Annotated in this window: 13 protein-coding genes; 4 read left to right on the forward strand and 9 right to left on the reverse strand. The window is 42.4% G+C overall.

Going from position 1 to position 14,483, the window contains the following annotated elements:
* Nucleotides 1-75 precede the first annotated feature (75 nt).
* Both T356_RS0116890 and uxuA read right to left on the reverse strand, forming a co-directional pair.
* A complete protein-coding gene (locus T356_RS0116890; RefSeq protein ID WP_026515523.1) occupies nt 76-1,695 on the reverse strand; it encodes a mannitol dehydrogenase family protein in 1,620 nt (539 codons plus the stop codon).
* A gap of 27 nt (nt 1,696-1,722) precedes the next feature.
* Nucleotides 1,723-2,799, reverse strand: a complete 1,077-nt coding sequence (gene uxuA / locus T356_RS0116895) for a mannonate dehydratase (RefSeq protein WP_026515524.1) — start codon at nt 2,797-2,799, stop codon at nt 1,723-1,725.
* Nucleotides 2,800-2,968: 169 nt separating this feature from the next.
* Between uxuA and T356_RS0116900 the strand changes: the two genes are divergently transcribed.
* Together T356_RS0116900 and nudC are read left to right on the forward strand one after the other, a co-directional pair.
* Entirely contained in the window at nt 2,969-3,862 is an 894-nt protein-coding gene (locus T356_RS0116900) for an AraC family transcriptional regulator (RefSeq protein WP_026515525.1), read from the forward strand.
* 100 nt (nt 3,863-3,962) lie between these two features.
* Complete coding sequence (gene nudC, locus T356_RS0116905) at nt 3,963-4,844, forward strand: NAD(+) diphosphatase (protein WP_026515526.1); 882 nt, start codon at nt 3,963-3,965, stop codon at nt 4,842-4,844.
* Between the two features lie 45 nt (nt 4,845-4,889).
* Here the strand turns inward: nudC and T356_RS0116910 are convergent, their stop codons facing one another.
* The 6 genes from T356_RS0116910 to T356_RS0116935 all read right to left on the reverse strand — a co-directional run bounded on the left by T356_RS0116910 (nt 4,890) and on the right by T356_RS0116935 (nt 10,520).
* Complete coding sequence (locus tag T356_RS0116910; protein WP_242846635.1) at nt 4,890-6,464, reverse strand: GH25 family lysozyme; 1,575 nt, start codon at nt 6,462-6,464, stop codon at nt 4,890-4,892.
* Between the two features lie 23 nt (nt 6,465-6,487).
* Nucleotides 6,488-7,297, reverse strand: coding sequence for a lipase family alpha/beta hydrolase (locus T356_RS19905; protein WP_051563524.1), 810 nt, complete (start codon nt 7,295-7,297; stop codon nt 6,488-6,490).
* Between the two features lie 57 nt (nt 7,298-7,354).
* Complete coding sequence (locus T356_RS0116920; RefSeq protein ID WP_026515528.1) at nt 7,355-8,140, reverse strand: formate/nitrite transporter family protein; 786 nt, start codon at nt 8,138-8,140, stop codon at nt 7,355-7,357.
* A 141-nt stretch (nt 8,141-8,281) separates the two neighbouring features.
* Nucleotides 8,282-9,055, reverse strand: a complete 774-nt coding sequence (locus T356_RS0116925; protein ID WP_026515529.1) for a type III pantothenate kinase — start codon at nt 9,053-9,055, stop codon at nt 8,282-8,284.
* 17 nt (nt 9,056-9,072) lie between these two features.
* Nucleotides 9,073-9,720, reverse strand: a complete 648-nt coding sequence (locus tag T356_RS0116930; protein WP_026515530.1) for an ECF transporter S component — start codon at nt 9,718-9,720, stop codon at nt 9,073-9,075.
* Nucleotides 9,721-9,977: 257 nt separating this feature from the next.
* Nucleotides 9,978-10,520, reverse strand: a complete 543-nt coding sequence (locus tag T356_RS0116935) for a glutathione peroxidase (protein WP_026515531.1) — start codon at nt 10,518-10,520, stop codon at nt 9,978-9,980.
* A gap of 234 nt (nt 10,521-10,754) precedes the next feature.
* Between T356_RS0116935 and coaBC the strand changes: the two genes are divergently transcribed.
* Together coaBC and T356_RS0116945 are read left to right on the forward strand one after the other, a co-directional pair.
* Nucleotides 10,755-11,954, forward strand: a complete 1,200-nt coding sequence (coaBC, locus tag T356_RS0116940; RefSeq protein ID WP_026515532.1) for a bifunctional phosphopantothenoylcysteine decarboxylase/phosphopantothenate--cysteine ligase CoaBC — start codon at nt 10,755-10,757, stop codon at nt 11,952-11,954.
* A gap of 118 nt (nt 11,955-12,072) precedes the next feature.
* Nucleotides 12,073-13,830, forward strand: a complete 1,758-nt coding sequence (locus T356_RS0116945) for a methyl-accepting chemotaxis protein (protein ID WP_026515533.1) — start codon at nt 12,073-12,075, stop codon at nt 13,828-13,830.
* Between the two features lie 48 nt (nt 13,831-13,878).
* Here T356_RS0116945 and T356_RS0116950 read toward each other — a convergent pair whose 3' ends face one another.
* Nucleotides 13,879-14,472, reverse strand: coding sequence for a hypothetical protein (locus tag T356_RS0116950; RefSeq protein WP_026515534.1), 594 nt, complete (start codon nt 14,470-14,472; stop codon nt 13,879-13,881).
* Nucleotides 14,473-14,483 lie beyond the last annotated feature (11 nt).

Raw genomic sequence — 14,483 nt, forward strand, 5'->3', positions numbered from 1 at the left:
CGCGATGGATTATTTTTGTGGGGGTTTACAATAAAAAAGTATATAATACGATTATTTCTTAAATATAGATACAGATCAAACGTGATTCTTCAAAGTATTTCTTACAGCACCTGTGCCGGCGATAAGTTCCTCGAAGTATCCGATAATAATATCTGAAAGACCTGCTGCTTCAAGATCTGTTCCAAAGATTGTCGCATCCTTAAGAAGAGGAAGAACCTTGTTCTTAAGTGTCTCTTTGTCATACTCTCCGCCAAGCTTAATATCCTGTACATAAGCCTGTGCTTTCTCAAGAAGCGGATCGGGGCTGGGCTCAAAGCTGTTGCCGTTGTCATCCACTCCCATGAGATAGCGAAGCCATCCTGCATGTACAAGAGGAATGCACTTAAGATCTGCTACATTGAGCTCACTTGAAGCCATATATGCCTTGATTGTCTCACCAAATCTGATTGCAAGCTTCTGTGATGTATCTGTTGCAATTCTCTGAGGTGTATCAGGCATGAACTTGTTAGGTATTCTTACATTTACTACTGTATCAATGAACTCCTGAGGCTTGATAACTCCGGGATCTGTAACAACAGGAAGTCCCTCTACATATCCGATAGTCTTAACGAGCTTAACAAGCTCCTCATCCTTCATTTCTTCTGAAATCTTGTCATATCCAAGGAGGCATCCGTATACAGCAAGTGCTGTGTGAAGAGGATTAAGGCATGTGCAAACCTTCATGCGCTCAACCTTATCAACTGTCTCCTTATCTGTGAAGATAACACCAACCTTCTCAAGAGCAGGTCTTCCGTTGGGGAACTTATCCTCGATTACGAGGTACTCGCTCTCCTCAGCATTTACGAAAGGAGCAACCCAAGTCTTCTTGGATGTAACTACAGGCTCAAGCTCTTCTACGCCGTCGTTCTTAAGAATCTCATTAACTGAATCATCAGGTCTGGGTGTGATCTTATCGATCATTGACCAAGGGAAGCTAACCTTGCTGTCATCCTCGATGTAAGCTACAAAGCCTTCTTCTGCCTTACCGTTTGCAGCCCACTCTTTTGCGAACGCATGAACTGCATCAAAAAGCTTGTCTCCGTTGTGTGAGCAGTTATCTGTGCTCACCATGGCGATTTTCTTCTCTCCTGCAAGGAATCTCTCATAAAGAAGAGCTGCAACCTTACCGATATAGCTCTGAGGCTTGGAAGGTCCGTTTACGAAATCATCCTTAACTGCTGCAAGAAGCTCACCTGCGGGATTTACAAGTGAATATCCCTTCTCTGTGATAGTGAAAGTAGCAAGCTGAAGAGAATCGCATCTGAAGATCTCTTTTAATCTGTTGAATTCCTTGTCATCGTTTGAATCAAGAATGCATGACTCTGCGATGCTGGCAATAACTGACTTCTCAACTGAACCGTCAGCCTTGAGTGTAACAAGAAGTGAAAGATTGTCATGAGGTCTGTACATCTTCTCGATGATCTCATAGTCAAATCCCTCTACTACCGTAAGTCCCTTGTCGTTCATTCCGCCATCAAGCATCCTCTGTGCAAGATTAGCCTGAAAAGCTCTGAAGATGTTACCTGCTCCGAAGTGTACCCACTCAGGTGCTTCAACTGTCTTCTTTATCATATCTTCCTTGTTGAAGGTAGGGAGATAATATCCCTTCTCCTTCCAAGAATTATCTGTTGCTACGCTGTTAGCATTTAATTTCATGATTAACCCTTTCCGCGTCGTCGCTTATCAAATTCCACGCTGATGTGATTTCTCGATAGCCTCCCAAAGGCCGTTGATGTATGTTGCGCCAAGTGCTCTGTCATAGAGACCGTAACCGGGCATTGCAACTTCACCCCAGATCATTCTTCCGTGATCGGGACGGATAGGTCCGTCAAATCCTGTCTCATAAAGAGCCTTAACGATCTCATACATATCGAATGTTCCGTCAGATGAAAGATGAGCTGACTCCTCGAAGTTTGTAGGAGAAATAAACTTAAGATTACGAACATGTGCAAAATGAATTCTGCCCTCAAGTGCTCTGATCATGTGAGGAAGATCGTTCTCAAGGCTTGTTCCGTATGAACCTGAGCAGAATGTAACACCGTTGTGTACATCATCTACAGCCTTCATGAGCTTAAGGATGTTCTTCTCGTTGTTGATGATTCTGGGAAGTCCGAATACAGACCAAGCGGGATCATCGGGATGGATAGCCATCTTGATATCATATTTGTTACAAACAGGCATAATAGCCTTTAAGAAATAAACGATGTTCTCGAAAAGCTTCTCTTCATCGATTCCCTTGTAAAGCTCGAAGAGTTCCTTAACGTGCTCCATACGCTCAGGCTCCCAGCCAGGCATAACCGCACCGTTTGTATCACCTGCAAGTGACTCAAACATCTTCTCAGGATCGATAGCATCGATAGCTTCCTGTGTATATGCAAGAACTGTTGATCCATCGGGTCTCTTTCTTGCAAGCTCACTTCTTGTCCAGTCAAAAACAGGCATGAAGTTGTAGCAAACCATGTGGATATCTTCTTTACCAAGATTCTCAAGAGTCTTGATGTAATTTTCTATATGCTCATCTCTCTCAGGAGTTGCTGCCTTGATAGCATCTGAAACGTTAACAGACTCAATTCCTGCGATGTACATATTCTCAGCTGCAACCTCGTTCTTGAGAGCCTTGATCTCATCCTGCTCCCAGAGCTCACCTGCCTGCTTGTTGTAAAGAGTTGTGATAACTCCCTTTACACCCGGAACCTGTCTGATCTGCCATAATTTAACAGTGTCATATTTGCTGCCATACCAGCGAAGTGTCATTTCCATGGTACTAATTTTCTCCCTTCGTCGAATAAAAAAATCTCATTAAAATAAAAACAGTCTTCGAACGTTAATAATTCGTATACGTATACAATAACTTTTTAATCAAAAAAATAGAATTGAATATTTTGTTTCACACCTTGCAAAAATTGCCACAGGTCGTTATTATGTAGTTATGAAAAACAAATTACGATCATCATTTAATACAAGACAATACATGGTATCTTCGGATTTCGAGGTATACTACTATTCCGACAAGAACTTTAATACCTTGAAGCCACACGCCCACGACTACTATGAATGTTACCTTTTCCTCGAGGGCGATGTCACCATGGAAATATTCAATTCGGAAGGAGTCGCTTCCAGATACAAGATGTCTCCCGGAGACCTCATGCTGGTTCCTCCCGGAATAATGCATCACGCCCTCATGAACAATCCCGAGGCAAACTACAGACGTTTCCTTTTTTGGATAAGCAAAAGTTGCTGTAACAGACTTATGCAGGAATCGGTTGACTATATGTACCTGATCCAGAAGGCAGAGGCATTCCACAAATATATATATCACATGACTCCGGCACAGTTCCATATGATAGAGTCCAAATTCCTGCGTCTTCTCGAAGAAGTATCCAGTGAAAGATATGGAAGTTCGGCATTCATACACCTGTGTCTGTGTGACCTCATTCTCACCATAAACAGGATTGTTTACGATGAAGAAAATATGAAAAATTCAAGCGACGAGCTTACTCTTTTCCAGAATATCATTTCATATATCGAGGGAAATATTGAGGAATCGCTCACTCTTGACGATATTGCGGGCAAGTTCTTTATAAGCAAATACTATGTTGCCCATCTGTTCAAGGATACGCTCGGCGTTTCGCTTCATCAGTACATAATAAAAAAGCGCCTTGATGAGTGCAGAAATGCTATCACAGGCGGTGCGAGCATCACGGGAACTTACGAGAAATTCGGATTCAGAGACTACTCAAGCTTCTTTAAGGCATTCAAAAAAGAATACGGAATGTCTCCGAAGGAATACCAGAGTTTGTACTCACACAACCTCATTCCGTAATGTGGCACAATATATGAAAAAATAAGGAAGTGCTGATTCAATCAGTGCTTCCTTTGATACATTATTTATGGACAAATAATCCAAGATACAAGGACAGACTATGATTCAGGATATTTCACCGGCACATCTTAACAATCACTACGATCCGACAAAGACTGCGGACGAAAACTCAATAATATTGTTTTTTACAAAAGAAAAAAAGCTCCTGGGGCGCCTTGACGACGGCACTCAAGAGATTTCTTTTCCAAGATTTAATGTTGTAAAAGATATTGCAAAAGAAAAACTCACTTATCTTTTCAGCATTGATTCCGAGGATTTCTTTTTGATGATCGCAGATTCCGAAAACATGGACTTTTTGGATGTCTCTGCACAGGATTCGGATTCCTACATATTCCATGATTTCAGAAAGTTCAGAAGTGCCTACTACTATCCGCAAACATACGTGTACGCTGCATTCACGGCATATCAGCTCGCCGAATGGTACATGGTCACAAGATTCTGCGGTAAGTGCGGCGCCAAAAACGAGCATTCAAAAACTGAACGTGCAATGATCTGTCCAAAATGCGGCAATATCATCTATCCCAGAATAAATCCCGCGGTAATAATAGGTGTAATTGACAAGGAAGCCAATAAACTCCTTGTTACCAGATACAGAGTCGGCTACGGCCATAACGCCCTTGTTGCAGGCTTTACAGAAATCGGCGAAACTCTAGAAGAAACCGTAAGCCGTGAAGTTATGGAGGAAACCGGCCTTACCGTAACCAACATCCGCTACTATAAGTCACAGCCATGGGGCATCGCAAGTGATATCCTTGTCGGCTTCTTCTGTGAAGTAACCGGAAGCCGTGAGATTACAATGGACAACAACGAACTAAAATTTGCAAGCTGGCTCTCTCCCGAAGAGATTGAGCTCCAGCCGCTTGAATACAGTTTGACAAACGAGATGATGAAGGTATTTAAAAAGGGGGCTGTGAAAAAATGAGAAATCATTTTTTCACAGCCCCCTAAATAATGATATCTGTCCAGTTTATTCAACAACTTTCAGGTAACTGCTTACGCAGTAAAGTGTCTGACCGTTATATTCTACTCTGGACCAGCCGACATCGTTGTTGATACCTGTTCTGGTTGCTGTCTCTCCTGCTTTGAGTGAAGCGGCAACGGTTGAATCAGCATCTGTAACACTTGGCTTGGTTCTTAGGTTAACCACGTCTTTGGCAGTGACCGTTTCATTGCAGGAAGTAAATTTAGTCTTAAGTCCCGAATTATCTTCTACAGGCTGAGCCGCTGTCTGCTGCTTGGGCGCACTTAAGTCGGTTGTCAGATAGCTTGATACGGCATAAAGCGTCTTACCGTTATAAGTCACTCTAGACCAGCCGCTTGGGCTTGTTCCCGTGCGCTGCGCAGTCTGACCGTTCTGAAGTGTCTCAACAACCTTACTGTCAGAACCCTGACTCGGCTTATCTCTAAGATTCGTAGTACTCTTTGCAGTGACTGTTTCATCTACGGGATCAAATTTCATAAGTGCTTCAACGTCTGCGGAAGCAACTTCTCTTTCAGATGTATCTTTTGCCTTTTCTGTGCCGTCATATCCAAAATAAGCCACATCTACATCGACTTTCTTGCCAATACCGGCAACATCTCCCTGATTGGTATACTGCCACATTGCGCACTGTCCGCCGTAAGCAGGTCCCTTTGCAATATTTGACGTATCCTGATTGTACCAGGCCATCCAAATCTTATATGACTTCTCTATCTGAGATGTATTCCATTTGGCATCCGCCTCCAATTCTCCCTTTGACGCGTAGAAAATCGGAGTATACCCCGACTTGTGTATCTGATCAAGGAATGCGATCGCAATATTACTTCTGTCATCCTTGGTAAGATTAAACTGTCTGCTTGTCTCTTTTTCAAAGCCCTCACAGTTATATCCCACAGGATATGTTATTGAATATTTTGCGATATAATCTTTTACCCAGTTGGCCTCTTCTATCGCCTCTTCCTTGGTTACAGCAGTTGAGAAAAAGTATGCTCCAACTTTTATTCCGTTTTTCTCAGCTTCCTGCATGTTGAACTTGGCATTGGTATCGGGCTTTATCTCGCCTGACGCAGAATCTCTGTAACCGACTCTGACCATTGCAAAATCAATTCCCGTTCCCGCAACCTGCGCCCAATCAATAGTTCCCTGGAACTTCGAAACATCTATTCCGTAAGTAACTTTAGAATTCTCGCCGACATTGCTTGCTCCCACAAGGTCTTTGATGTTGATATTTGCACCGGTCTCTGTAGGCGCAGCTGTCTGAGGATCTGTCGCAGCCTCCTCCGCAGATGTTGCTTCTGTAGCCGCTTCTTCCTCTTCCGTAGCCTCGGTTGTCGCTTCTACAGCAACTTCCTCTTCTTCCGGAATAGACTCCTCCATCTTAGCAAGATCCAATTCTTCCTCTTCTTTTTTAGATCCCTTTGCTATAAGAGAACCAACCAATATTCCTATGGCAAGTAACAATACCGCCCCTCCGGCGATTATTATCTTTACCATTTTCTCACTATCTTGTCTTCTCCCCCTGCGATTCTTTCTCCCCCCTGCATTACTCATACTACTTTTCATACAATTCTCCTGTTTCTTATACCTTAGAATCCTTTTTCAGCCAATTCACATACAACATTCTTATAAAACTCGGGGATATCAGACACACCCTGCCCCTGTTTCCCAGTAAGTCTGCACCTTCGCATATCAACTTCGTCGCAATGTGAGATTCCACGCCTCGAATTACTGTAGACAACGCCCCTAAAATCTCCCCATTTCGCGGAAGCAGGCGTTAAAAGCCCGTCATTTTCTCCTTCAACAAGCCATACCACAAGACTTGGAAACCACAGGAACATATCACCAAAAGGGGATTTCATTGCAAAAGCATAGCTCTGATAATATGTACCTTCTGCATTTGGATATTTCTCATTGAACTTGCGGGATTCCTCTGTTGTAAATGACTTAAAGACACTATATGAATCGGGATTCTTATCTCCAAGCACCCTAAACACAATGTCCGTACACTTTCCGGCAAACCTAACCAAAGGATCAGGCAACTTCAATAGCTTATCCACCGTAACAGATCCGTTATGCGGCGTGCTCATTGTAGTTACCGACGCAATCTTGTCACCAAGGCCATACTTTGCTATCGCACACCTGATATCAAGACCTCCCTTAGAATGGGCAATGACATTGAGCTTTGGTGCACCTGTCTTGGCCAATACCTCTTTGATCCTGTCAGCAAGCACTTTGGCATTAGTTTCTATAGCAGCATTGCTGTCCTGGTTTCCATAAAAAACACGGCAACCTGCTCCCTCCAACTTTGACGGTATTCTTCCCCAATAATTCAAATATTTGTGATCCCTAAAGCCCATCCCGTGGACCATAAGGACCGGGTAATTAAGTACTCCCATATGCTACCTCTCTTTTCCTTCCCCCTCAGAAAAAAGATTAATAATATACCGAATCGGTCAATTTTTCTTTAAATAGATCAAATGATAAGCCGCACCTACGCAGATACCTCCGCCTACTATATTTCCGAGCGTAACGGGTATAAGATTGGTGACAAAAAATCCAACAACAGACAATCCGTCTGCAGGAATGCCATGAACGTAAGATGCAAGAAATCCTGCAGGAATAAAATACATATTTGCAACGCAGTGCTCAAATCCGCAAATAATAAAGAGCATAACAGGAAGCCACAATGCAAACACTTTGCCTGCAAGTTCATCAGCTGCAAAAGAACACCATACAGCCATGCAAACAAGCACATTACAAAGAATTCCTCTTAAAAAAGCATCTCCGAATGAAATGGTAGATTTAGTAACAGCAGTGCTCACAACCTGTGTCGCAAGATTGCCGTCATTAAAAGAATAGATATGGCTGAACGCAGCCAGTGCCGCGATCAAAAATCCTCCGACCATATTTCCGAAATATACGATTATCCAGTTTCTGATCATTCCCTTAACGGAAGCTTTCTTTGATAAAACAGGGATTGTGATAAGACAATTACCGGTAAAAAGTTCAGCGCCTCCAACAAGTACCATAAAAAGGCCAATAGGGAATACAACAGAGCTGATAACTCTTCCACTTGACGGATTCTGCGCGCAACTGGACGCAATCTGACTTCCAAGACCACCGAGCGCTATAAAAGAACCAGCAAGTATAGCAAGCATAAAAGTCTGTAAAAACTTACCTTCTGTCTTCCCCTTTCCAACTACTTCATACTTTGCTGCTATCTCCGCAGGTGATTTCATTTTACAATTTTCCTCCAAAAACTTTTTTCATTTCGACTATCTGATTATAGACCTCTTTTGCCGTCTTGAAAAGAAGTCTATAATCGAAAAAAGAAGCTGTCACACATATAAAATAAAGTGACAGCTTCTACAAAATATCCATTATTTATTTTTGTTATATATCGTCAGCAAACCGCGCATCAAAAGATCCGGGTCTCTTATTACTTCCGCATCTATCCACTGCGCTACGGTCTCTGAATTTCCCCCTGTTACGACAACTGTGAGATCATCAAAACCATACTCTTTTGTAACGCGGTCTATCAGACCGGTCAGCATGATTCCGGTACCCGCTACAGCTCCCGATATCATATTGGACTCAGTATCCGTCCCCAGAAGTATATCCGTCTTTCGCGCAAAAAGCTGTGGAAGCTTCGATGTCCTCTGTGCCTCTGCATCAAGTGAAAGCTGAACTCCGGGACATATCATACCGCCTACAAGTTTGGCATCTCCATCCGCAACCGTTATTGTCGTGCAGGTTCCAAGATCACATACCATTACGGGACTCCCATACTCGGAAACAGCAGCCGCAAGGTCTGCTATCCGATCAAAACCAAGGCAGGCAGTGTCATAATTTGATACATCTATTCCTGTGTTCATTGTGGTATTTGGAATCATGGTATCTTTTCCGGTTATCTTCTTAAGCGCCCCTGCCGTCTTATCCGTCATCTCAGAAACAACGCTTGATAAAACCGAGCCGTCAAAAGAATTTTCTTTTAACCCCGCCTTATGTATCAGATTCGCAAACCCTTCCCAAATCTCATCTTCCGATAGATTCCTGTCAGACTTAAGTCTTCCGAGTTCCGTGTAATCAGATTCTTCAAAAGAACCTATGACAATATTTGAATTACCGATATCTACAGCCAAAACTCTGCTCATGAAAATCGCCTTTTAATTTATCCCCTGTGAAGTGCCTTAGAAAGCACCATAGCAAGTGTTCCGCCAAGAACGCATCCTATAACGGCTTCAACTGTTGCCTGAACACCTACCATTCCGATAACAAATGCCATAGGTGTTGTAGCATTGTAATTGGCTGCAAGTCCCTGTACATATTCAGTATTAAAGAAGAACAGGCAAAGTGAGCCCATAAAGAATACTGTATTAAGAAGAGGCATCATGGCTCCTGCAATATAATAGGAAGCTATCTTGAGCTTGCCCTTATGTACAAACTTATAAACAAATGATGTAACCGCTGCATCAAGAACTCTGGCAACAATCGCTGTAACAAACACTCCGAAAGGACTTATCGTAAAGAGTGTTGAAAGAAGTCCGCTTGATCCGTTGAGCGCACCGATAAAGCTGTTGATACCAAATGCAAGGCCACAGATAATGCCTGCAACAGGTCCAATCAGCATAGCTGCGAGCGCAACCGGAACGGTTACAATTGAAATCTTCAAAAAAGGTGTGGGAATTGTGCCTAAAAGAGTGTTACCCATGATAATGGTAACGGCAACAAGAAGTGCAGTCTCCACCATGTACTGCGTTTTTTTGCTCAGTCCGCCTAACTCCTCAGTCTTGCGGCCAAGTGATGATGTACTATCCATTTTTATTCTCCTTAAATAAATGCTGCAGTTTCAGCTCATGCCAAATACCGCGCACCATAAATATATCACAGAAGTTTTTTTTTGCAAGTAAAAAATCCCATCGGACGGGAGATATTTAATCCGATGAGATTTTTTAAGAGATTTAGAGGTATTATGTATGTAATGAGTCGCTTGTGACTCATGCCCCCGAAAAATAAAAACTTCATTTCCGCCGGGGTGCATATAAAAAGCCGGTAAAGGCTTTTTACCTAAAATTATCAGATGAGCTTCTCGACATATGCAGCTACATCTTCCATCTTCTGAGTGGGCTCAAAGCGTGCAACGACGTTGCCCTCTCTGTCTATTACAAACTTGGTGAAATTCCACTTTATATCAGGATTATTCTTGTAATCTTTGTCGATTTTCTTGAGCATTACACTCATGGCCATAGCTGCTGCGCCCTTACCGAATCCCTCAAAGCCTTTCTGCTCCTTCAAAAACTTGTATACGGGAAGCTGGTTTTCACCGTTTACATCAGATTTTTTCATCTGAGGAAATTTAGTATTGTAGTGGAGCTGGCAGAACTCGTGGATTTCCTCATCTGTTCCGGATGTCTGTCCCGCAAACTGATTGCAGGGAATATCCAAAACCTCGAATCCATCATCATGGAACTTCTCATACATTTCCTCAATATCCTTGTAATGAGGTGTGAATCCGCAACCTGTAGCAGTATTGACTACAAGAACCACTTTTCCTTTATAAGCATCAAGCTTAACTTCATTACCCTGAGCATCAGTTACCGAATAATCATAAAATCCCATATTTTGACCTCCGTTTGAAACAACATCAACGAATCTTTGTTTTGATTTAATGCAATTATATTGTATGCAATTTGAAATGTCAACACTTTTTTTCATAAATATTAAACAGGCTCATTCCTGCCTTTACAGCCCTGATAAATTCGGGTTATACTCAAATCGAATTTACGAAAAACAACTGCACCGGCCATCATCATGATCGGCCGAAGTATATGAGATTATATGATTGGAGAAAAGATGTTAAAGGGAAAAAATGTAATTCTTGGTGTAACCGGCGGAATTGCCGCATATAAATCAGCTGATCTTGCTTCAAAGCTCATAAAAGCGCACGCAAATGTCGATGTCATAATGACAGAGAATGCTACTGAGTTTATCACTCCGCTTACATTTGAAGCACTTACGCATACAAGATGCATCACGGGAACTTTTGAGCGCAATCATCCCATGGAAGTTGAACACATAGCACTTGCCGATAAGGCAGATGTTCTTGTTATAGCGCCCGCAACCGCCAATTGTATCGCAAAACTTGCAAACGGTATCGCGGACGACATGCTCACAACAACAGCTCTCGCCTGCACCTGCAAAAAGATCATAGCCCCCGCAATGAACACCAAGATGTTTGAAAATCCCACAACACAGAAAAATATAGAGACACTTAAAAGCTACGGTTATATTATAGTAACTCCGGGCGAAGGCTTCCTTGCATGCGGAACTGTCGGAAAAGGCCGTATGGAAGAGCCCGCAAAGATTCTTGATGAGATAATATATGAAATCGCCTGTCCAAAAGATATGGAAGGGATAAATCTTCTCGTCACAGCAGGACCGACCAGAGAATCAATCGATCCTGTCCGCTATATAACGAACCATTCTTCGGGCAAAATGGGTTATGCAATCGCAACAGCCGCTGCCCGCAGGGGAGCTCATGTCACTCTCGTTTCAGGCAAGACCAATCTGGAGGTTCCTTCTCACCTTGATTTTGTCGACATCACTTCCGCCAAAGACATGTACGAAGCTGTCACACAAAGATCCGGCGATCAGGATATCATTATAAAAGCCGCTGCCGTCGCAGACTACACTCCCGCTACCTACGCCGATGACAAGATAAAAAAGAGTGAGCAAAAAGGTGACCTTTCCATTCCGCTTAAGTCAACCGATGACATTCTTGCATATCTTGGCAAAAATAAGAAAAAAGGCCAGATTCTGTGCGGTTTTTCAATGGAAACAAAGGATCTTTTGGAGAACTCCAGAAAGAAACTTGAGAAAAAGAATCTCGATATGATATGTGCCAACAATTTAAAGGTCGAAGGTGCAGGTTTCGAAGTAGACACCAACGTTCTTACTCTGATTACAGCTTCCGGTGAAAAAGAACTTGGCATAATGAGTAAAGCGGATGCCGCCAATATTCTTTTATCCGAGCTGATGACCATGAGAATATAATAATATCATTAAAAAAAAGAAAAATAAGTTTCGCATCTATTGCTTACCCTAAGAAACAATGATAATGTGAGAATATAACAACTAAAAACCGTACATCCTCTTTATAAGGAGGCACTATATGATTAAGAGTCTCAGAACTAAAATTCTTTCTTGTTTCTTTCTACTGGCATTAGTAATGATAATTGGCGTTGTTCTCATCGCAATTAGTTTCCGAAGTGCTGTTCAAGCTGCAAATACCATGTCCGGAACATATCTTGCAATCGAGAGAGATTTCGGAGATGCCAATACCAATCTCCAGAATCTGGTAAAAAGATTCTTCCTCGTTCAGGCAATGGCTCCTACAGGCGCTTTGGATACAGATGATGGCGTCGCTTCAATGGTTGACCCCGGAAAGCCCGAGCAGGAAGCGTTGCAAGCTGCTTTGACCGATCTCGGCGTGCAGGTACAAAAAGTTAATAATCCTGATTTCTCATCAGAATATCAGATAATGAATTCAGCAGGCAGTCTGTTTCTTTCTACATATAAAGAGATGGAAACAATGTTCTATGCAAAGAAATTCTCAGAATCTTATGATCTGTACTTTGCAAACTGCCATGAAGCAATCTTGCAGTACGAAGAGAACGTTAATCTTATGAAAGAACAGCTGCAAACTCTAGTAGACGAAAACGAAGCAACTTTAAAAGCAGCAGAAAAAAGCGTTCAAAAATCAATCATAATCGGTTCCATCCTTTCAATACTTGTATCGATCATAGGAATCTATGTTGTTAACAAGTCCATCTCACCTTTGCGTTCTGCTTCGACAGAACTTAACGATATTCTTTCCGCAATGAATGCAGGAAATGCCAATCTTTCCCGCAGGCTCGTAAAGCATTCGGATGATGAAGTCGGTATACTGGTTTCGGGTATCAACAACTTCCTTGCAACCCTTCAGGATATCATAGCAAAGATAAAATCAGAGTCAGGTCATATCTATTCATCGGTTGAAAATACCGTCGGTCTTGTAAATACCTCCAAAGAGGATGTCAGCAATGTATCCGCTGTTATGGAGGAACTTACGGCAAGTATGGAAACTGCAAACAGTACCCTCATTTCTCTTAATAACGGAGCAAAAGATGTAAACAGCGCCGTTGGCCAGGTTTCCGATCAGGTAGCAGCAGGAAATCAGCGTGTATCCGATATAAAGGACCATGCCACTGTTATTCGTGAAAATACAGAGAAAAAGAGAAATTCTACAAATGAAATGGTATCTTCCATCAAAGACGGCCTTGAAAGTTCTATTGAAGACAGCAAGAACGTTGCACAGATCCAGACTCTTACAGAAGATATTCTTTCAATCGCTTCGCAGACCAACCTCCTTGCTCTCAACGCTTCAATAGAGGCTGCAAGAGCAGGCGATGCAGGAAAAGGCTTTGCGGTTGTTGCTGACGAGATCAGACAGCTCGCCGAGCACAGTAAAGATACAGCTAATTCAATCCAGGAGATCAGTAACCAGGTTATATCCGCAGTAGAATCACTTGCAAAAGATTCAAATGAGATGCTTACATACGTAAGTGAATCAGTTCTTGCAGACTACGATGAATTTGAAGATGTTGCACAGCAATACTATCAGGATGCTGAAGATATCAATCAGGTACTTAAGTCAGTCAATGAAAATACTATAGTTCTTAACTCAACTATGGGAGAAATGGCCGAACAGATCGATCATATCTCACGTGTTATAAGTGACTGTACAACAGGTGTTTCCGATGCAACGGAAAGCACGACCGGAATCCTTGCTTCTATTACAACAATCCACGATGATTCCGAAAGTAACCGTGAAGTATCCGAACGTCTGCAGGAAGAAGTCAGCCGCTTCTCAGCATCTTCAGAAGAGTAATTATCAAAAAAGGCTTCGCTCGGATTTGATCCAAGCGAAGCCTTTTTATTAGCTCTTAATATATTCGCCATCGGGCGTTACATCCATATCCATAGTAGAAATATCTCCAATATGTGATATATACAGCGTTCCGCCAACTTTGTGGAATGCTACGTATGTTTCTGAAGCTTCATCAATACAAGCTATTGCAGTATCGGAAGAAACAAAATATGCTGTTCCCTTACAATCACCTGTATTCATGGCATAAACGAAGAAACCTTCAAAAGAAAAACCCTCTTTATTTTGATCGGTTATACGGATATCACCCGCCGAATCTGATTCAAGTTCAACTCTTTGCCAATCTCCTTCAAACTTTGCCGCATTCGAGAAACGCGCTTTCTCAGCATACAAAGAAACAATTTCGCCTTCAGCAATGTACGTGACTGATGAACCGCCACTATCACCACTTCCGGTCAGGTCTCGCTGTGAAACTACTCTGACAGAAGACTCTTCTTCTGCCTCCTCCACTTCTTCTACTCCTTCCTCCATTGATTCGTACGAAAACATAGCTCCCGCTACTTCCGTTGCTGATTCTGACTTACCGGCACATCCACAGAATAGAACTGTAGATAACACTGTTGCGAAAATAACTCTCCATTTCATTGCAACCCCCT

The sequence above is a fragment of the Butyrivibrio sp. LB2008 genome, assembly GCF_000621565.1.
Lineage (GTDB): Bacteria > Bacillota > Clostridia > Lachnospirales > Lachnospiraceae > Butyrivibrio.